19 protein-coding genes are annotated in these 19,479 nt (G+C 64.6%); 7 read left to right on the top strand and 12 right to left on the bottom strand.

Annotated elements, in window-relative coordinates; translation table 11 throughout:
• Nucleotides 1–58: 58 nt before the first annotated feature.
• The 6 genes from ACVRRC_RS18310 to ACVRRC_RS18285 form a co-directional block, all read right to left on the bottom strand.
• A complete protein-coding gene (locus ACVRRC_RS18310) occupies nt 59–1,612 on the bottom strand; it encodes a sulfite reductase subunit alpha (RefSeq protein WP_472997335.1) in 1,554 nt (517 codons plus the stop codon).
• 70 nt (nt 1,613–1,682) lie between these two features.
• Nucleotides 1,683–2,555: a DUF4198 domain-containing protein gene (locus tag ACVRRC_RS18305; protein WP_472997334.1), complete on the bottom strand. Its 873-nt coding sequence runs from the start codon at nt 2,553–2,555 to the stop codon at nt 1,683–1,685.
• A gap of 14 nt (nt 2,556–2,569) precedes the next feature.
• Nucleotides 2,570–3,079: a DUF2271 domain-containing protein gene (locus tag ACVRRC_RS18300; protein WP_013981899.1), complete on the bottom strand. Its 510-nt coding sequence runs from the start codon at nt 3,077–3,079 to the stop codon at nt 2,570–2,572.
• Between the two features lie 9 nt (nt 3,080–3,088).
• On the bottom strand, nt 3,089–3,682 hold the full coding sequence (locus tag ACVRRC_RS18295) for a PepSY-associated TM helix domain-containing protein (RefSeq protein WP_013981900.1): 594 nt from the start codon (nt 3,680–3,682) through the stop codon (nt 3,089–3,091).
• 157 nt (nt 3,683–3,839) lie between these two features.
• Nucleotides 3,840–6,062 carry a TonB-dependent receptor domain-containing protein gene (locus tag ACVRRC_RS18290; RefSeq protein ID WP_125920540.1) on the bottom strand — a complete coding sequence of 741 codons (2,223 nt, stop codon included), beginning with the start codon at nt 6,060–6,062 and terminating at the stop codon, nt 3,840–3,842.
• Nucleotides 6,063–6,240: 178 nt separating this feature from the next.
• Nucleotides 6,241–6,945, bottom strand: coding sequence for an SIMPL domain-containing protein (locus ACVRRC_RS18285; RefSeq protein WP_045159222.1), 705 nt, complete (start codon nt 6,943–6,945; stop codon nt 6,241–6,243).
• A 153-nt stretch (nt 6,946–7,098) separates the two neighbouring features.
• On the opposite strand from ACVRRC_RS18285, the gene ACVRRC_RS18280 reads away from it, so the two are divergent.
• The 6 genes from ACVRRC_RS18280 to ACVRRC_RS18255 all read left to right on the top strand — a co-directional run bounded on the left by ACVRRC_RS18280 (nt 7,099) and on the right by ACVRRC_RS18255 (nt 11,966).
• The gene (locus ACVRRC_RS18280; RefSeq protein WP_013981903.1) at nt 7,099–8,352 is read left to right on the top strand and encodes an ATP-binding protein; all 1,254 of its coding nucleotides are present in this window, start codon (nt 7,099–7,101) and stop codon (nt 8,350–8,352) included.
• A gap of 33 nt (nt 8,353–8,385) precedes the next feature.
• Nucleotides 8,386–8,946 carry a response regulator transcription factor gene (locus tag ACVRRC_RS18275; RefSeq protein ID WP_011912192.1) on the top strand — a complete coding sequence of 187 codons (561 nt, stop codon included), beginning with the start codon at nt 8,386–8,388 and terminating at the stop codon, nt 8,944–8,946.
• Between the two features lie 127 nt (nt 8,947–9,073).
• Nucleotides 9,074–10,015, top strand: a complete 942-nt coding sequence (locus ACVRRC_RS18270) for an AEC family transporter (protein WP_013981904.1) — start codon at nt 9,074–9,076, stop codon at nt 10,013–10,015.
• Nucleotides 10,016–10,212: 197 nt separating this feature from the next.
• Nucleotides 10,213–11,187, top strand: coding sequence for a M23 family metallopeptidase (locus tag ACVRRC_RS18265; protein WP_343427267.1), 975 nt, complete (start codon nt 10,213–10,215; stop codon nt 11,185–11,187).
• Complete coding sequence (locus tag ACVRRC_RS18260; RefSeq protein ID WP_013981906.1) at nt 11,168–11,524, top strand: hypothetical protein; 357 nt, start codon at nt 11,168–11,170, stop codon at nt 11,522–11,524. Before ACVRRC_RS18265 ends, ACVRRC_RS18260 begins: the two co-directional genes overlap by 20 nt.
• A gap of 16 nt (nt 11,525–11,540) precedes the next feature.
• Nucleotides 11,541–11,966, top strand: a complete 426-nt coding sequence (locus ACVRRC_RS18255; protein WP_011912196.1) for a bactofilin family protein — start codon at nt 11,541–11,543, stop codon at nt 11,964–11,966.
• Between the two features lie 39 nt (nt 11,967–12,005).
• Here ACVRRC_RS18255 and ACVRRC_RS18250 read toward each other — a convergent pair whose 3' ends face one another.
• From ACVRRC_RS18250 to gatC, 6 genes are all read right to left on the bottom strand, one after another.
• Nucleotides 12,006–13,091, bottom strand: a complete 1,086-nt coding sequence (locus ACVRRC_RS18250) for a calcium/sodium antiporter (RefSeq protein ID WP_013981908.1) — start codon at nt 13,089–13,091, stop codon at nt 12,006–12,008.
• A gap of 34 nt (nt 13,092–13,125) precedes the next feature.
• Nucleotides 13,126–14,211: a calcium/sodium antiporter gene (locus ACVRRC_RS18245; RefSeq protein WP_011912198.1), complete on the bottom strand. Its 1,086-nt coding sequence runs from the start codon at nt 14,209–14,211 to the stop codon at nt 13,126–13,128.
• Between the two features lie 70 nt (nt 14,212–14,281).
• Nucleotides 14,282–14,683 (bottom strand): septal ring lytic transglycosylase RlpA family protein, encoded by a 402-nt coding sequence (locus ACVRRC_RS18240; RefSeq protein WP_013981909.1) that lies wholly within the window; start codon nt 14,681–14,683, stop codon nt 14,282–14,284.
• 138 nt (nt 14,684–14,821) lie between these two features.
• Entirely contained in the window at nt 14,822–16,267 is a 1,446-nt protein-coding gene (gene gatB / locus ACVRRC_RS18235; RefSeq protein ID WP_011912200.1) for an Asp-tRNA(Asn)/Glu-tRNA(Gln) amidotransferase subunit GatB, read from the bottom strand.
• A 13-nt stretch (nt 16,268–16,280) separates the two neighbouring features.
• Nucleotides 16,281–17,732, bottom strand: a complete 1,452-nt coding sequence (gatA, locus tag ACVRRC_RS18230) for an Asp-tRNA(Asn)/Glu-tRNA(Gln) amidotransferase subunit GatA (RefSeq protein WP_026006659.1) — start codon at nt 17,730–17,732, stop codon at nt 16,281–16,283.
• Between the two features lie 14 nt (nt 17,733–17,746).
• On the bottom strand, nt 17,747–18,034 hold the full coding sequence (gene gatC / locus ACVRRC_RS18225; RefSeq protein ID WP_011912202.1) for an Asp-tRNA(Asn)/Glu-tRNA(Gln) amidotransferase subunit GatC: 288 nt from the start codon (nt 18,032–18,034) through the stop codon (nt 17,747–17,749).
• A gap of 318 nt (nt 18,035–18,352) precedes the next feature.
• On the opposite strand from gatC, the gene mreB reads away from it, so the two are divergent.
• A complete protein-coding gene (gene mreB, locus ACVRRC_RS18220; RefSeq protein WP_003292433.1) occupies nt 18,353–19,390 on the top strand; it encodes a rod shape-determining protein MreB in 1,038 nt (345 codons plus the stop codon).
• The last annotated feature ends 89 nt before the right edge of the window (nt 19,391–19,479 follow it).

The raw sequence follows: 19,479 nt of genomic DNA, 5'->3' as shown, positions 1-19,479 counted from the left end.
TCCGCAGGCGTGAAAGACAAAGGCCGCTCTTCGAAGCGGCCTTTGTCGTTACCAGGTGTCAGTACAGGTCGCGGCGATAGCGTCCCTGGTCGCTCAACTGCTCCAGTCGCGCCTGGCCGAGCAGTCCCAGCAGTATCTGCTGCACCTCCTGGCCCATGCCCTCGAGGCTCCCGCAGACATAGATCGCCGCGCCCTGGGCGACCCAGCAGCGTAGTTCGTCGGCGACATCCCGCAGAACGTGCTGCACGTAGCGCTTCTCCGGCTGGTCGCGAGAGAACGCCAGGTCCAGCCGCTGCAGATGGCCGCTTTCACGCCACTGTGCCAATTCTTCGTGGAAGAGAAGGTCGTGGGCCGCGTTGCGCTCGCCGAACAGCAGCCAGTTGCGCGAGCCCGGATGTGCGGCACGTTCGCGCAGGTGCGCACGCAGTCCGCCAATGCCCGTGCCGTTGCCGATCAGAATGAGTGGTGTGGCGGCGTCCGGGCCGTGGAATGCGGGGTTGCTGCGGATGCGCAGATCGATCTCTTCGCCAATGGCCGCGTAGCGGCATAACCAGCCGGAACCGAGCCCGGGAGTGCCATCGGCCTGGAAGGCTTCGCGTACCACCAGCTGCACGGCGCCGTCCGCCGGTATCGAGGCGATGGAATATTCGCGGTGTGGCAACGGCGGCAAGGCCAGCAGCGCCTCGGCGTCGAGGCCGTGCAGGTCGCCAGTGGCGGGCAGATGCCTTCTGGACAGTTGTGCGGCCAGGCTTTGGCCGTCGAACAATTCATGAGGGTCGAGGCCCACATCGTGCAGCAAGGCTTCGATGCGCGCGAGCGCGTGGCGCGGGCCGACCTCGACGATATCGCCTGCGCGCCATGATGTCTGTTCGCTCGGCGGTGCAAGAGTCAGCAGTTGTACCGGCGCACCGGAACTGCCAGGGTTGAGGCAGTGCCGGCCGGTCAGGCGCCAGATTTGATAGGGTGCCGGCAGCCAGTCGCTGAAATTGCTGTCGCCGCTCAGGTGGGCCAGTTGATGTTGCCAGTGACGCAGCACGCCAGGATCGCCGCGATCGGCTTCCAGCCGGTCGAACAACGGCAAGCCCCCCAGCTGGCGCAGACGCTCGTCGAGGCGGCGGCCGAAGGCACAGAAATCCCGGTACTGGCGATCACCGAAGGCCAGTACGGCATATTCCAGCGATCGCGCATGAATGCCATCGGCGGCGAGCCGCTGCTCGAAGCGGGCCGCATTGTCCGGTGCCTCGCCTTCGCCGTAGGTGCTGACGACGAACAGGATGCGCGGGGCCGCCCAGTGGTTCGGGTCCAGCGCATTGAGCGGCAGCAGCAGCGCCTGCTGGCCCGCGTCGCGCAGCTGCGCTGCGCTGCGTTCGGCGAAGTCCTGTGCCTGACCGCCCTGGCTGGCATAGGCGATCACCAGCTGTGCCGGGCCATCGACGGCCGCGCGCGGGCGCAACCGTCCACGCCAGCAGTGTAGCGAAAGCGCGAGATAGAGCGCGATCACCACTGCCGCGCTGACCTCCCGCGCCGGTTGCCACCAGAGCAGGCAGGACGCGACGGCGATACAGCTGTACAGCGGCCAGGCACGCAGAAGCGCTAAGAGGGATGAGTGCAACGGAAGGCTCATCGACGAGGGGGAAAAGGCTGGCCCGAGCCGTTACGACGGCTCGGACCTGGTCGGCGCGTCAGGGCGCCAGCACTTCCAGGGTTGCGCTGTAGCTGGCGCGGCGCTCGGTGGCCGGCTTGCTGACGCCCTTGGCGGTGGTCAGCTCGGCTTCCATCCAGTACATGCCCGCTTCTGGCCAGGTGATGCTCACCTTGCCGTCCTTGTCGGTTTTCGCCTTTATCTCACCGAGCTCGTCGCGATAGCGATTGCCTCCCGGAATCACGCTGATCTCGACATCGGCGGCCGGCTTGCCATCGAGCAGGAAGACGAAGTCTGCCGCTTCGCCGGCGAACAGGTCGTTGGGGTGGGTGACGGGCTTGAGCTCCAGGCCCTTGCCGGTCGGTTCGAGCACTTCGGTGGATGGCGCGCCGGAGGTGACGAACACTTCCATGCGGTTGCTGGTCTGGCTGACCTTGAGCCCTTCGGCCTTCGCCGGGACGTCCTTGGCGAAGCTTTCCGCGGTGCCCATCCAGCGGCGCGGCTGACCGTTTTCCTTCCAGCTGGCGAACAGGCCATTGTTGGCCACGGCCAGCTTGTAGGTGCCTTTCTGGCTCAGCTGTACATCGAAGGTGCTGCGGTAGCGGCCGATGCTGCCGTTCTGCGCGGAGACGTTCGAGCCATCCGGCGCGATGATCTGCAGTTCGGGAACCGGCCGGCGCATGCCCGGCGGGCCGCCTGCCGGCGCCTGGGCTGCCTCGCCGATGCCCTTGAGGCGCATCGGTACGTGTTCGAAGTAGAACAGATCGTTGGAAACGGCAGCGTCTACGGTGATCCACGGCTCTTCGCCGGAGAGTACGGTGGCCGAGGGCAGCATCCAGGCGCGGTGGGCCTGGGCCGACAACGGCAGGCAGACGGCGAGCGCCAGGGTGGTCCATTTGATGACGAGTTTCATGGCGTGGGTCCTGTTCATGGGGTCAGCTTGAGGGTGATTGCGCCCAGTTCGCTCTGACCCTGGGCTTGGTGCTCGGCGCTCTGTTTAGGTGGCCAGCTGAACGGAACGCGCAGCAGTTCGCGACCGCCGACTTCACGTGCGGCTTCGACCACGACGCGGTACTCGCCCGCTTCCAGCGTCTTGAGTGGCGCCTGCCGGTCGGAGAACTGCAACCTGTGACTGCCCACGGCACGGGTGGCACCGCTGACACCGTCGACCGGCATTTCCAGGCTGCGGCCACTGCGTCTCCACCACTGGCGCAGGTCCTTGAGCCACTTCTCGCCCTCCTTGTCCTTGAGCTTGGTGTCGTACCACACCGCCAGATTGGCGACATGGCTCTGGTCCGGTCGCTCGAGCCAGATGGCGACATAGGGCCGGTGGTACTCGGCGACATCCAGACGCGGGATTTCCACGTCCAGCTGCAGGTCCGCCGCGTGCAGCGGGGCGCTGAGCAGGGCGAGGGGCAACAACAGGCGTTTACGCATGGGCAGTCCTTAATGAATGAAGAGCAGCGCCAGCAGCAGCGGTATCACCAGCCCCAGGCCTACCAGCGGCCAGGTGCTGGGCCGGTTGCCGGCGTGACGTTGCAGGAGCAGCAGGCCGGTGAGGCTGAACACCACACAGGCAACGGCGAAGAAGTCGATGAACCAGCTCCAGGCCTCACCGGTGTGGCGGCCCTTGTGCAGGTCGTTGAAGTAGGCGATCCAGCCGCGGTCGGTCGACTCGTATTCCAGTTCGCCGGTTTCGCTACTCAGGCTCAGCCAGGCATCGCCGCCGGGGCGCGGCAGGGCGACATAGAGTTCGCCATCGCTCCATTCGGCCTCACGCCCGGCCAGGCGAATGTCCAGTGTCTGCTCCAGCCAAGCGCGCAGTTCGACGGGCAGACCCGACTCGGGCGTTTCGGTTTGCAGTTTGGCGAGCAGCGATTCGGGAAGCTGCGCAGCGCGGCTTTGCACCTGCGGTTTGCTTTCGATCTGGCCGGCGTGGTTGAGGGTGATGCCCGTGACCGAGAAGAGCAGCATGCCAACCAGGCACAGCGCGGAGCTGATCCAGTGCCATTGGCGCAACGTGCCGAGCCACAGACGCATGGTGATCCTTACCTTGGAGAAGAGTGGTGCGAATTCTAGGGTGCCTGCTCACAGAGATGCTAAAGATTTACAAACAGCATACATTCGCGTCTTTGCTGTCAGGCTGTACCGGAAACAACGAAGCCGGGTCCAACCCGGCTCGTCGTCTTCTGGGCGGTCAGAAGGTGAAGTTGGCGGATAGCCACAGACGGCGGCCTTCTTCCATCACCCCGGTAGTCCCGGCGGTGGAGTGGGAGAAGTCGGTGCCATAGGCGGTGCCTATGGTTGGGAGAGTCGCAGGATTAGAGTTGGCATAGCTGTAAGTGCCGTAAGCCTTGCCATCGACGAAGTCCTTGTCCAGCAGGTTGTAGATGGCGGCGTTGAACGTCAGGTTTTCCGAGGCGCGGTACGAGCCGCCCAGATGGAACAGCGTGTACGCCTTGGTGTTCTTGCCCAGTGTGTCGTAGATGGACTGATTGGTGGAGTAACGGCCGTTATCGGCAAGGTTCTCGTACGAGGACGTGAAGCGGGCGCGCTCGCCGCGGTACTCGCTCTTCAACCAGAGATTCAGGCGGTCGGTGGTCTGCCAGTTCAGCTTCGCATTGGCGAGGTGCTCCGGCGTGTTGGTCAGGGGTTCGCCCTTGTTGTCACCACTCTTCTGCTCGCTGTCCGTGTAGGTGTAATTGGCGCTCAGCGTCCAGGCTGGAGCGAACGTCCAGCTTGCGGCGAGCTCCAGGCCCTGGGTGACGGCCTCGTCGATGTTGATCTGCTGCGCATAACTGCCGTTGGGAATTCCCGGGCGTCCGGTGATCTGGATTGGGTCGCCGCTGGCGATCTTGTCCTTGAACTTGTTGTGGAACAGCGTGGCGTTGGCATTGAAGCCAGCCAGGTTGTCGAAATACACGCCGAATTCGGTGCTCGTCGTGGTTTCCGGCTCGAGGTCAGGGTTGCCGATGGTGATGACCTGGCCCTGACGTGTGGCGCCATTCACGCCGGAGTGGAGATCGTTCAGGTCCGGCGTGCGGTAGCCGCGGCTCACACCACCCTTCATGGTCCAATTCTCGGAGGTATTCCAGACCAGGTAGGCGCGTGGGCTGACATGACCGCCGAAGGCTTCGTGATCGTCGTAGCGGGCACCCAGTGTCAACGCCAGATCTTCGCGCAGGCGCCACTCGTCTTCGGCGAAGACGGCCCAGGTTTTCTGCTCGAACGTGGTCTGAGCGATGCCGTCGTCCATCTCGGCTTTCCACCACTGGCCGCCAACCGTGGCGATGTGCGATTCGCCCACCGGCGCGACCAGTTTGGTGTCCAGTACCAGATTGGTCGTCTCCAGTTCGCGTGGCGCACCGCCGATGGCACCCGGGACTGCGGTCGGGGTGCCGATTGTGCCCGGAATGGTGCGGCCAATGGTTTCGGTCGTGTTGTGCATTAGGCTGGATTCCAGCGTGCCGAAACCCAGACGGCCGGTATGGGTGAGCGCGATCTGCTCACGTTCGAAACGAAGCTCGTCGGCGTAACCATTTGCCCGGGTGGCCGCACTGGCGGTGCATTCCTGATTCTGGCCATCAAGGCTGCCGAGCTGACATTCGTCGTTGTTGTAGACCTGGCGACCACGTTCCACGTCCAGGCCGAAATCGTGATCCTCGTGCGGGGTCAAGCTCAGGCGGGCGCCCAGGTTATGCGTGCGGCCCTCGACCGGAGAGGGGCCGCGCTTGCTCACTTCGATGCCGTTGCCGTAGCTCAGGTCGGACGCTTCGCGATCGAACAGGCTTCCGCGCAGCTGCAGGCCCAGCAAGCCATCGACCAGCGGGCCACTGGCGTAGATGCTGGTGTTGCGGGTATCGCCGAAGTCGCGGTCTTCCTGGTAGGTGTAGTCCTGCGTCAGCGATCCGGTCCATTCCTTGGCCACCTTGCGGGTAATGATGTTGATCACGCCGCCCATGGCGTCAGAACCATAGAGCGTCGACATCGGGCCGCGGATGACTTCGATGCGTTCGATGGCAGACAGTGGCGGCATGAAGCTGGTGGACGTTTCGTTGAAGCCGTTGGGCGTGACATTGCCCGCCGCGTTCTGACGGCGCCCGTCGATAAGGATCAGGGTGTACTGGCTCGGCATGCCGCGGATGCTGATATTCAATCCGCCGGTCTTGCCCGTGCCCTGGCCGATGTCGATACCTTCCACGTCGCCCAGAGCCTGCGCCAGGTTGTTGTAGCGCTTCTGCTGCAGATCTTCACGGCTGATGACGCTGATGCTCGCCGGTGCTTCGGTGATCTTCTGTTCGAAGCCGGAGGCGCTGACGACCGTGTCGTTGAGCGTGACAGGCGCGTTCTGGGCCAGGGCCGTCCAGCTGCAGCCGATCATGGCGCAGGACAGGGCAGTACGTGCGAAGGGGATAGACATGCGGGCTCCTTGTAGCCGTCTCGTTGGCGCCCGCATGATAATCATTCGTAAACGAGAATTTACGATTTACTGCATCAAGTTCTCATTTGTGGTGTCCAATCGGTCGCCAGCCCTTGCATGGCGCGGGCTGGCCATTTGTAAGCAGATATTTAAAAGTGGTCCGAACGGTCAGTTTCGGTCATGGCATCTGAACTTCGATGATGCCGTCGGCGTTGATCGTCACCTGGCGAGTGCCTGCCTCGATCTCCGGTACCGGTGCTGATTCCATCATGTCCATCTTCATCGCGCTGCTACGCATGACCGGCTGAAAGCCGCCGCCGTTGAGGTTGAGGCTCACTAGCTTGTAGCCGCTGCCGCCCAGGGCTTCGGTCGCCAGCTGGGCGCGGGCCTGGAACGCGGCTACGGCATCCTTGAGCAGAGCGTCCTCGTTCTGCTTGCGGATCGGATCGGAGACGCTGAAATACATGCCGCCCATCTTCAGGCTCTTCATCAGTTCGGCAGTCAGTTTCGACAGGCTGGCGAAATCGCCGCTTTCCAGGCGCAGCTCGGCACGCTCTCGCCAGCCGGTGATCTGCTGACCCTTGTCGTCGTAGACCGGATAGCTGTTGCGGCTGCCCTGGCTGACGATCACGTCCTTGTTCTGGCGAGCGGTCTGCAGCGCCTGGTTCAACGCGCGAGTCGTCTGCGCCGCGAGCTCGGCGGGGTCGCTGTGCTGTGCTTCGCTGTAGAGCGTGACGTGCATACGGTCATGGGCCACTTCGCTGCTGACTTCGGCGCGCAGGGCGACCTGGTTGTAGCGGGCCTCTTCGGCCATGGCGGGCAGGCTGGTAGCGCTCGCGAGCACGGCGACGAAGGCTGCGCGGCGGAGGAGGGATGGGTGCATAACGGGTCCTTGGCATGGGCACCGGTGCGGTGCGGTAGCTCAAGACTCTAACTCCGCCAGCGAATGTGTGCAGCAGTCCGTGCGTCGAGTTGCCGCATTTTGGGCTGGCTTGCGAACGGCTTGGTTATACTCCGCCGAATTGTTGGAGACTCCATGTACGCATCCGTCCCGCTGCTGTCCGCCAGCCGGCAGAACCTTCGGCTTCTGACCCTAATTCGCATCGTGGTGCTGGCCGCACAGTCCGGTGCCGTGGGTGTGGCCTACGCAACCCAGCTGCTGACGCTGCCCTGGCTGGCGCTGGGAATCACCCTGGCGGTGTCCGCTGTGCTTTGCCTGGGAACGGCGCTGCGCTTGCGCGGGCCCTGGCCGGTCACCGAGCTCGAATATGCGGTGCATCTGGGCTGCGACCTGCTGATCCACAGCGCCCTGCTTTACTACTCCGGTGGTTCGACCAACCCCTTCGTCTCCTATTACCTGGTTCCGCTGACCATCGCCGCGGCGACACTGCCCTGGCTGTATTCCATCGTGCTTTCCGGGCTGGCGCTGCTGGGCTACACGCTGATGCTGGTGTGGTACGACCCGCTCACCCTGCCGCCGTTCGAGCGCGCCACGCTGCAGGTCTATGGCATGTGGCTGAGCTTCGCCCTGGCGGCGGCGCTGATCACCTTCTTCGTCGCGCGCATGGCCGAGCAACTGCGCCGTCAGGAGCAGCAGCAGGCCCAGCGACGTGAGGAGAGCATGCGTGACCAGCAGCTGCTGGCCGTGGCGACCCAGGCCGCCGGTGCCGCCCATGAGCTGGGCACGCCGTTGGCGACCATGAGCGTGCTGCTCAAGGAGTTGCGTCAGGAATACAACGACCCGCAGTTGAACGAGGATCTCGGCCTGCTGCAGTCGCAGGTCCAGCTCTGCAAGGAAAGCCTGCGCCAGCTGGTTCGCGCCGCCGAGGCGGACCGGCGGCAAGCCGTGGTCGAGCAGACGGCGCGCGAGTGGGTCGAATCGGTGCTGCAGCGCTGGCACCTCATGCGTCCCGAGGCCACCTACCGCTTCCACTGCGTGGGCCTTGGCAGCGCGCCCAAGCTGATGCCACCGGCGGACCTCAGCCAGTCGCTGCTCAACCTGTTGAACAACGCCACCGATGCCAGCCCGGAAGATCTCGAGATTCGTCTGGACTGGGATGCGCAGTGGATCCGGCTGACCATTCGCGACCATGGCGCCGGCGTGCCGCTGGCCATTGCCGAGCAGATTGGCCGCCCCTTCATCACGACCAAGGGCAAAGGTTTCGGCCTTGGTCTGTTTCTCAGTCAGGCCAGCGTCACCCGCGCTGGCGGCACGGTGAAGCTCTACAATCACGAAGAAGGTGGCACACTGACCGAGCTGCGCCTGCCGCACGGCTCGGTACGCGCGTGAACCTGATCGTGACCAATGCGAGGAAATGCACAGATGACCGACGAGTTGCAGCAAGAGGGTGAGGAACAGCCTCATCTGCTCCTGGTGGATGACGACCCCACGTTCACCCGGGTAATGGCGCGCGCCATGAGCCGTCGCGGACTGCAGGTCAGTATCGCCGGTTCGGCCGAAGAGGGGCTGGCGCTGGCCAAGCAGGACGTTCCCGATTACGCGGTCCTCGACCTGAAGATGGAGGGTGATTCGGGCCTGGTGCTGTTGCCCAAGCTGCTCGAGCTCGACCCGGAGATGCGGGTGCTGATCCTGACCGGCTACTCCAGCATCGCCACGGCGGTGGAAGCCATCAAACGCGGCGCCTGCAATTACCTGTGCAAGCCCGCCGATGCGGATGATGTGCTGGCCGCGCTGCTGTCGCAGCATGCCGACCTCGACAGTCTGGTGCCGGAAAACCCGATGTCGGTCGATCGCCTGCAGTGGGAGCATATCCAGCGCGTGCTGAGCGAGCACGACGGCAACATCTCCGCCACTGCGCGTGCGCTGGGGATGCATCGGCGGACCTTGCAACGCAAGCTGCAGAAGCGACCGGTTCGTCGCTGAGCCAACGCACCAGCGCCAGGCACGCCCGCCTGGTGAGCGTCAGGGGCTGACCGTCCACTCTGTGGCGGTTGGGCCCGGGCGGCGCTCATGCTTTATGCTTGCGCTTCCGTAGTCGCAGGCGTCATCCATGCTTCCCCTCATCCTGCAGACCCTGAGCGTTACCGCTCCGGTGTTTGCCATGCTGTTTCTCGGCGTCGCGCTCAAGCGCCTCGGCTGGATCGACTCGGCATTCGTCTATACCGCGTCGGCACTGGTGTTCAAGGGCACCATGCCGACCCTGCTGTTCATCTCCATCATCAAGGCCGACCTGAATGCGGCGCTGCAGCCTGCGCTATTGCTGTACTTCGTCGTCGCCACGATAGCCACCTTCTTCGTCGCCTGGCTCTGGGCGCTGTGGCGCTGCCCCGTGTCCGACCGGGGTGTGTACGTTCAGGGTGCCTTTCGCGGCAACAACGGCATCGTCGGGCTGGCTTTGGCCAGCAGCCTCTACGGCGACTACGGGCTCTCGGTCGGCGGGGTGCTGGCCGGGGTGGTGATCCTGGTCTACAACAGCCTTTCGGCGATGGTCCTGGCCATCTACAGTCCGAACGGCCAGGTCGGGGCGAAGGACATCCTGCTCAGCATCCTGCGCAATCCCTTGATCATCGGTGTTGTCGCCGCGGTGCCGTTCGCCCTTTGGCAGATCGCCTTGCCGGGCTGGCTGATGACGTCCGGGCAGTACTTCGCCCAGATGACGCTGCCGCTGGCGCTGATCTGCATTGGTGCCACGCTGTCGCTCGACGCCCTGCGTACCAGCAGCGGCAGCGCGCTGAGCTCGAGCCTGATGAAGATGGTGTGGCTGCCGGCGCTGGCGACGCTCGGTGCCTGGGCCTGCGGGTTCCGCAATGCGGAACTGGGCATCCTGTTTCTCTATTTCGCCAGCCCTACGGCCGCGGCGAGCTTCGTCATGGCGCGTGCCGTCAACTCCAATCACCAGCTCGCCGCCACCATCATCGTCATCACCACACTGATGGCGGCCCTTAGCATCAACGCCGGGTTGTTCGTGCTGGGATGGCTGGGCTGGACCTGAGTCGTCCATCAGTACGGTGCGACGGCTACCGTTTATCGTCAATGTGATCGATATCGGCTTTATGGCTTAAGAATCGCCGCGCCATGGTCGTAATCGGTCATCAGACCTCAGAAAAAAAACCGCGTTTCCGTCAAATTGCCCGGAACGTTCGACGGCATGCCAGCAAGGCAGCCGGTTTGTGTTCCAGGAAATCTTTCATGCCATTTTTCACACCTTCGAACCGGTCGCTGACGCGTGACGATATCCGCGTGGTGAATCTGCGGCGGCTGGCAGTGCCGGGCCTTGTTCTGGTGCTGGGCCTGAGTCTGGGCAGCTTCGCCGGCGGCGTCTGGGTTGGCAGCGACCTGCGCCCGCAGGAGAGCGTCCAGCTGGACGAGCCTGCTCTCGCCGATGAGGGCCGCTTCGCCATTGCGCGTGTCGGCGAGGTGGTCGGCCGGTTGAAATCCCTCGAGTCCGATCTGCTCGCCTTGCAGCAGATGCTGGACCAGCAGCGTGAGCTGCACGGTCAGCTGTCAGCGCTGGATCCGACATTGCTGCCGGTGCTGGCGCCGGAACGTCCCGTCGGCGCAGGGCAGGGCGGTGTGCTGTTGCCGCCCCGCGGCTGCGCCGGCGAGCTGTCGCAGGATGGCGAGACGCTGACCCTGGCCGATCTGCGGCGCAGCGAGACCTCGGCGCGCTGCATGCGCGTGCTGCTCGATGGCCTGATGCAGCGGGTGGCCGAGCGCAATGCGGCACTGATGGCGATCCCATCCCGGCGGCCGGTGGGCGAGGCGCGCCTGGGCTCTGCCTTTGGCAATCGCATCGATCCCTTCCGCAAGACCCTGGCCTTTCATTCCGGCGTGGACTTCGCGCTGAAGAGCGGCTCCGATGTGGTTGCGGCCGCCGGCGGTCGGGTGCGCTTCGCCGGCTACCGTGGCGCATACGGCAAGCTGGTGGAGATTGATCATGGCAACCGGCTGGTCACGCGGTACGCTCATCTGTCTCGGCTGGATGTACGCAAGGGCGACGTGGTCACGCCCGCGCAGCGCATCGCGGCGGTGGGGTCGACGGGGCGTTCGACCGGCCCGCATCTGCACTTCGAAGTGCTGCACAAGGGGCGCTTCGTCGATCCACAGCGTTTTCTGGCACTGGGCGATCTGGAGCGCGCCAGCGATGGCCTGGCTGAAGACTAGGCGGCCGTCCACGCGCGAGCTGGTACGTGCCGAACACCGGCTGCAGGCAGCACGCGGCGCTCGCGCGGGGCGCCTGATCATCCTCGCCTTGCTTTGCGTGATTGGCGCACTGCTGTACCTGCGGCTCGACGAACAGGCGGCCCAGGCGCGGCAGATCGAAGTGCTGCATCAGCAAAACCTGACGCTCAGTGCCGAGCTGGAGCATGCCCGGCTGCAGCGGCAGGAAGCCCAGGCCACCGAGGAGCAGCTGTTACGGCGTATCGCCACCCTTTCCGCGCAGGTCGAGCGCTTGCAGACCGACCTGGCCTTCTTCCGGCAACAGAAGAAGGCTCGTTAACTTTCTGGAGTGAGTGATGTTCAACAAGAAGAAGCCGGTGGCGCGCGTCACCATTGACCAGTTTTCCAGCCTGATCTCCGGCAACCTGTCGCTGGTCGGCGACGTGACGTTCGAAGAAGGGCTCAAGGTAAGTGGCGAGGTGCGAGGCAATGTTCGCCACAAGGCCGGCACCCACAGCCTGCTCGCACTCAGCGCCGAGGGCCGGATCGAGGGCAATGTCAGCAGCTACGATGCGCTGATCGACGGCACCATCGTTGGCGATCTTGTTGTCGAGCATCTGCTGGAGCTGCATTCCAATGCGCGGGTTCGCGGCAATATCCGCTATCGCCAGCTGAGCATGGAAAATGGCGCCGTGGTCGATGGCACCCTCAGCCGTATGGGGGAGGAAGAGGAAACGGCGCAGGTGCTCGAACTGCCTCGGCCGCAGGTGCGCGAAGGCTGAACGGGCGGGCCGCTCCGGCCCGCCCAGGCGTCCTCTGCGTTAGCGCTGGACCTTCCAGGCGCGGGCGGCGATGACCAGCAGGGTGATGGCGGTCAGCGGCAGGGCATAGCCGATCATCGCATCGCCGAAGGTCTCGGCGAACGGTCGACCGGTGCTGGTCAGTACCAGGTACAGCGTGTACGCCACGTAGTAGGCGAGGAACAGCGCGCCTTCCCAGCGCTTGATGCAGTAGCCGGCGAAGAAGATCGGCAGGCAGGCCACGGCGACCGCGATCATTACCGGGAAGTCGAATGCCAGTGCGTTGGACGACACGCCGATCGCCTGCGGCGAAACCAGCGAGGCCAGGCCTAGCACGCAGAGCAGGTTGAAGATGTTGCTGCCGACGATGTTGCCCACCGCGATATCACGCTCGCCGCGGAAGGCCGCCATGATCGATGTGGCCAGTTCCGGCAGCGAAGTGCCGACCGCGATCACGGTGAGGCCGATGACCAGTTCCGACAGGCCGAGCGCGCGTGCCAGCGCGACGGCACCCTCGACCAGGAAGTTGGACCCGACGACCAGCAGTACCAGCCCAGCGAGCACCAGGCCTGCATTGATCAGGCCGGCGTGGGGTTTGGCCGGTTCGTCGAGGCCGAACTCCTTGGCGAACTCGTCATCGGCAGCGGCCGCGCTCTCGCGACGGCTGCTGATCACCAGGAACAGGGTGTAGATCACCACGGCGCTGAACAGGATGGCGCCGTCGATGCGGCTGAGCTGGCCATCCCAGGCCAGGCCGAAGGTGACCAGGCTGGCGCCGATCATGATCGGCACGTCGAGGCGGATCAACTGGCGCGACACCACCAGCGGCGCAACCAGCGCCGTCATGCCGAGGATCAGCAGCACGTTGGCGATGTTGCTGCCGACCACGTTGCCAATGGCGATATCGCCACTGCCATTGAGCGAAGCCTGCACGCTGACCGCCGTTTCCGGTGCGCTGGTGCCGAAGGCGACCACGGTCAGGCCGATGACCAGCGGCGAAATGCCGAACTGCGCGGCGAGCCTGGCTGCGCCGCGTACCAGTACCTCCGCGCCGGCAACGAGCAGCACCAGGCCGGCAATGAGATAGACGAAGGTCATCAGGGTCACGATAGAGGGCTCCACTAAGGAAAAGGATCGGGGTTCAGCGCTGGTGGCGCCAAGCGCGCAGGAAGATCACCAAAAGCGTGACGGCCGTCAAGGGGAAGGCGAACCAGAGCATTGCATCACGTAACAGGTCGATGGCGCCGAGCCCGGTGGCGAACATGACCAGATAGAGCGTGTAGGCCACGTAATAGGCAAAGAACAGCAGCCCCTCCCAGCGACGGATGCAGTAACCGGAGAAGAAGATCGGCAGGCAGGCGACGAATACCGCCAGCATCACCGGAAAGTCGAACGACTGTGCGTTGGGCGAAATCGACAGGCCACCTGGCGCGACCGCCGCTCCTGCCCCGAGCACCAGCAGCAGGTTGAAGATGCAGCTGCCCACCACATTGCCCACCGCGATGTCGCGCTCACCCTTGATCACCGCGAGCACCGAGGTAGCCAGCTCCGGCATCGAGGTGCCGACCGCTACCACCGTAAGGCCGATGACCAGCTCCGAAAGGCCCAGTGCCCGCGCCAGGCCGACCGCGCCTTCGATCAGCAGATTCGAGCCTCCGACCAGCAGGCCGAGGCCGAGCAGGATCAGCAACAGCTGGAACACCCAGGCGAAGGGCTTGTCGCTCTCGTCCGGGCCGAACTCCGTGGCGAACTCGTCGTCTCCGGCCGGCGCCTTCTCGCGCTTGCTGGCGGCCACCAGAAACAGTGTGTAGCCGATCAGGCTGATCAGCAGCAGGGCACCATCCAGGCGGCTGATGCTGCCGTTCCAGGCCAGCGCGTAGCAGAGCAGGCCGGCGCCGATCATCACTGGCACGTCAAGCCGGATGAGTTGCCGGGACACCACCAGCGGCGCGATGAGCGCCGAGAGGCCGAGGATCAACAGGATATTGGCGATATTGCTGCCGATCACGTTGCCCACGGCGATGTCGCCGCTGCCGCCCAGGGAGGCCTGCACACTGACCGCCGTTTCCGGTGCGCTGGTGCCGAAGGCGACCACGGTCAGCCCGATGATCAGCGGTGGAATGCCAAAGCGGCTGGCCAGTCGGGCGGCGCCGCGGACCAGCGCTTCGGCGCCGACAACGAGCAGCACCAGGCCGCCGATGAGGTAGGCGAAGGTGATCAGCGACATGCATGCGCTCCGGTGGGGGCAAAAATGGATTCTGTGGTCGTCATCGGGTTCTGCGGCGAGATCGGCTCATTCATGGAAGGGTTTCGATACGTACGCGGACCACGCCGCGGTCCAGCATGTCCAGTTGCGCAGCCGCGGCGCGGGAGACATCGATGATGCGGCCACGACGGAACGGTCCGCGGTCGTTGATGCGCACGACTACCTGCTTGCCGTTCTGCTGGTTGGTCACTCGCACGCGCGTGCCGAACGGCAGGCTGCGATGGGCGGCGACCAGTGCATTCTGATCATGGGTCTCGCCATTGGCCGTGCGCTGCCCATGATGCATGCGCGCGTAATAGGAGGCCTTGCCGCTCTGGGTGAAGCGTTCCTGTGTCGGGGGCGATGCCTGCGGTGGTTGCGTCGGTTGACGCTCGGCGCAGCCGCTGGCCAGCAGGGCCAGAACCAGCAGGGCAGTGAAGCGAGTCAGTCGCATGGGGAATCCTTCCGTTGGGTCGATCGCTCGAGCGGCGAAAGCCCGCGGCAGGCATGGCGAAGTTCGGGCAGCGCCGAGGGCTCGATGCGGCGACGCCACGGCTGCAGGGGCTGCAACCGTGGCGTCGCTTCGCTCAGCTTAGCCTTCGAGTTTCTTCTTCAGCAGTTGGTTCACCTGACCGGGGTTGGCCTTGCCTTTGGAAGCCTTCATCGCCTGGCCGACGAAGAAGCCGAACATCTTGCCGCGCTTGGCTTCGTCGCTGGCGCGGTACTGTTCGACCTGCTCGGCGTTGGCCGCCAGCACTTCGTCCAGCATGGCTTCGATGGCGCCGGAGTCGGTGACCTGCTTGAGGCCCTTCTTCTCGATGATCTCGTCTGCCGAGCCTTCGCCGGCGGCCATGGCTTCGAAGACCATCTTGGCGATCTTGCCGCTGATGGTGTCGTCCTTGATGCGCAGGATCATGCCGCCCAGCTGTTCGGCTGTTACCGGCGACTGCTCGATGTCCAGGCCTTCCTTGTTGAGCAGGCTGGACAGCTCGCCCATCACCCAGTTGGCGGCGAGCTTGGCATCGCCGCAGGTGGCGTTGACCTGTTCGAAGTAGTCGGCCATCTCGCGGCTGGCCGAGAGCACGCTGGCATCATAGGTGGACAGACCGAACTCGCGCTCGAAGCGCTCGCGCTTCTGGCCAGGCAGCTCGGGCAGGCTGGCGCGCACTTCATCGAGGAAGCTCTGCTCGATCACCACCGGGAGCAGGTCTGGGCAGGGGAAGTACCGGTAGTCGTTGGCTTCTTCCTTGCTGCGCATGGAGCGCGTCTCGTCCTTGTTCGGGTCGTACAGGCGGGTCTCCTGCACCACCTTGCCGCCGTCCTCGATCAGCTCGATCTGACGCTGCACCTCGTGGTTGATCGCCTTTTCGATGAAGCGGAAGGAGTTGACGTTCTTGATCTCGGCGCGGGTGCCGAACTCCGCCTGGCCCTTGGGTCGCACGGAAACGTTGCAGTCGCAGCGCAGCGAACCTTCGGCCATGTTGCCGTCGCAGATGCCCAGGTAGCGCACCAGCGCATGGATCGCCTTGACGTAGGCGACGGCCTCCTTGGCGCTGCGGATGTCCGGCTCCGAGACGATCTCCAGGAGCGGCGTGCCGGCACGGTTCAGGTCGATGCCGCTCATGCCATGGAAGTCTTCATGCAGGCTCTTGCCGGCATCCTCTTCCAGGTGCGCACGGGTGATGCCGATGCGACGTGTGCTGCCGTCTTCCAGGGTGATGTCCAGGTGGCCCTTGCCAACGATGGGATGATCCATCTGGCTGGTCTGATAGCCCTTGGGCAGGTCGGGGTAGAAGTAGTTCTTGCGCGCGAAGACGTTCTTCTCGGCGATCTCGGCATCGATGGCCAGACCGAACTTGCAGGCCATGCGCACGGCCTCGGCGTTGAGCACCGGCAAGGTGCCGGGCATGCCCAGATCGACCAGGCTGGCCTGGGTGTTGGGCTCGGCGCCGAAGGTGGTGGCGCTGCCGGAAAAGATCTTCGACTGGGTGCTGAGCTGTGCGTGGATTTCCAGCCCGATCACGGTTTCCCATTGCATCTGTTCGATCTCCTCAGAATCCGGCCGGGGCGCGCAGGTGCCAGTCGCTGACCTGCTGATACTGGTGCGCCACGTTGAGCAGGCGCGCCTCCTGGAAGTACGGGGCGAGCAGTTGCACGCCCACCGGCAGGCCGTCGATGAAGCCGGCCGGCATCGACAGGCCCGGTATGCCCGCGAGATTGGCGGTGATGGTGTAGATGTCTTCCAGATAGGCAGAAACCGGATCGGCGTTCTTCTCGCCCAGCTTCCAGGCCAGGTTCGGTGTGGTCGGGCCGAGGATCAGGTCGACCTGCTCGAAGGCCGCGACGAAGTCCTGCTTGATCAGGCGGCGGATCTTCTGAGCCTTGAGGTAGTAGGCATCGTAGTAGCCGGCCGACAGCGCATAGGTGCCGACCATGATGCGCCGCTTGACCTCGTCGCCGAAGCCTTCGGCGCGCGAGCGCTTGTAGAGGTCGGTCAGATCGACCGGATTCTCGCAACGATAGCCGAAGCGCACGCCATCGAAGCGCGAGAGGTTGGAAGAGGCCTCGGCCGGCGCGATCACATAATAGGAAGGTATTGCATGCTGCATGTTCGGCAGGCTGATGTCCTTGACCGTGGCGCCGAGCTTCTTCAGCTCCTCGACGGACGCCATGACGGCATCGGCGATCTTCGGGTCGAGGCCGGCACCGAAGTACTCCTTCGGCAGGCCGATGCGCAGGCCGGCGAGCGGCTGGCTCAGGGCGGCGAGGTAGTCATCCAGCGGCTGCTCGACGCTGGTCGAGTCCTTCGGGTCGAAACCGGCCATGGCCGAGAGCAGCAGCGCGCAGTCTTCAGCGGTGCGCGCCATCGGGCCGCCCTGGTCGAGGCTCGAGGCGTAGGCCACCATGCCCCAGCGCGAGACGCGGCCGTAGGTGGGCTTGAGACCGGTGAGGTTGGTCAGCGCGGCCGGCTGGCGGATCGAACCGCCAGTGTCGGTTCCGGTGGCAGCTGGCAGCAGACGTGCCGCAATGGCCGCTGCGGAACCGCCGGAGGAACCGCCCGGTACGCGGGACAGGTCCCAGGGGTTCTTCACCGCGCCGTAGTAGCTCGACTCGTTGGCCGAGCCCATGGCGAATTCGTCCATGTTCAGCTTGCCGAGCGTGACCGTGCCGGCGGCGGCGAGGCGTTCCACCACGGTGGCGTCGTAGGGCGCCTTGAAGCTGTCGAGGATCCTCGAGCCGCAGCTGGTGCGAATACCCTGGGTGCAGAACAGGTCCTTGTGACCGATTGGCGCACCGAGCAGCGCACCGTTCTCGCCGGCGGCGCGACGCGCATCGGCGGCCTTCGCCTGGGCGATGGCGAGTTCATCGGTGACGCTGATGAAGCTGTTCAGTTGCGGGTCGAGCTGTTCGATGCGCGCCAGCAGGGTGCGTGTCAGCTCTTCGGCAGAAAAGCGCTTCTCCGCGAGGTTGCGGGCAATCTCGGCGAGCGTCAGGTTGTGCATGGCGGTGTCCTTCATCACTCGATCACCCGGGGAACCAGATACAGGCCTTCTTCCACGGCCGGTGCGATGGCCTGGTAGGCGTCGCGCTGATTGCGTTCGGTGACCACGTCGGCGCGCAGGCGCTGGGTGGTTTCCAGCGGGTGAGCCAGAGGCTCGATGCCGGTGGTGTCGACCGCCTGCATGCGGTCGATCAGGCCGAGGATATTGTTGAGGGTCTCGGTGGTGCGGGGCAGGTCGGCTTCAGACAGGCCCAGGCGGGCCAGGTGAGCGATCTTTTCCACCTCGGTGCGTTCAAGCGCCATCGGGTATCTCCAGCGGAAAGCGAATCGGGCTGCACCTTCCGTCGATTGACGGGGCGCGTGGCGGCGCGGGTTTGGCCGCAGCAATGGGCTTTCGGGCCCGGAAAAGCCGTCAATCTTACATGCCCCAGGCGCTTATCGGTAGCGTGCGCAGGGCACTGCGGCCAATGCGCGCCCCTTGTGGCGCCATGTTGCGGCCTAGCGCGTAATGGCTCACGTCTGGCGCTACGCGGGCGGACTCGTGCCTTGCCCTAAGTTCGCACCATTGTTAGAGTTTGCGGCACTTTTTTCCCCACGCGTTTGCCCCAGGGCCCTTTTCCCATGTTCAAGAAACTGCGTGGCATGTTTTCCAGTGATCTGTCGATCGACCTGGGCACTGCCAATACCCTTATTTATGTGCGCGATCGCGGTATCGTTCTCGACGAGCCGTCGGTGGTCGCCATCCGTAGCCACGGCAACCAGAAAAGCGTCGTCGCCGTAGGCACCGAGGCCAAGCGCATGCTGGGCCGTACCCCGGGCAACATCAATGCGATCCGCCCGATGAAGGATGGTGTGATTGCCGACTTCAGCGTTTGCGAAAAGATGCTGCAGTACTTCATCAACAAGGTTCACGAGAACAGTTTTCTGCAGCCCAGCCCACGTGTGCTGATCTGCGTACCCTGCAAGTCGACCCAGGTCGAGCGTCGCGCGATCCGCGAGTCGGCTCTCGGTGCCGGCGCGCGGGAAGTGTTCCTGATCGAAGAACCCATGGCCGCAGCCATCGGCGCCGGCCTGCCGGTGGACGAGGCGCGTGGCTCGATGGTCGTGGACATCGGCGGCGGCACCACCGAGATCGCGCTGATCTCCCTCAACGGCGTGGTCTACGCCGAATCCGTGCGGGTCGGTGGCGATCGCTTCGACGAATCCATCGTGACCTACGTGCGACGCAACTACGGCAGCCTGATCGGCGAATCGACCGCCGAGCGCATCAAGCAGGAGATCGGTACCGCCTTCCCGGGCGGCGAGTTGCGTGAAGTGGACGTGCGTGGCCGCAACCTGGCCGAGGGCGTGCCGCGCAGCTTCACGCTGAACTCCAACGAGGTGCTCGAGGCCCTGCAGGAGTCCCTGGCGACCATCGTTCAGGCGGTCAAGAGTGCCCTGGAGCAGTCGCCGCCGGAACTGGCCTCCGATATCGCCGAGCGCGGTCTGGTACTGACCGGTGGCGGCGCGCTGCTGCGTGATCTGGACAAGCTGCTGGCCCAGGAAACCGGTCTGCCGGTGATCGTTGCCGAAGAGCCGCTGACCTGCGTTGCCCGTGGCGGCGGTCGTGCGCTGGAAATGATGGATCGTCACGCCATGGACCTGCTGTCCACTGAGTGAGTTAGCGCCTCGTCGCTCATGACAAGCCGAAAGCTCCGGTTGCGCCGGCTTTCGGCTTGTCGCGTTTAGCCCCAGCCATCAGCCAAGAG

The organism is Stutzerimonas sp. LR2, assembly GCF_055755175.1.
Note: the sequence above shows the minus strand (reverse complement) of the source record. Positions and strands in the feature narration are given on the sequence as shown.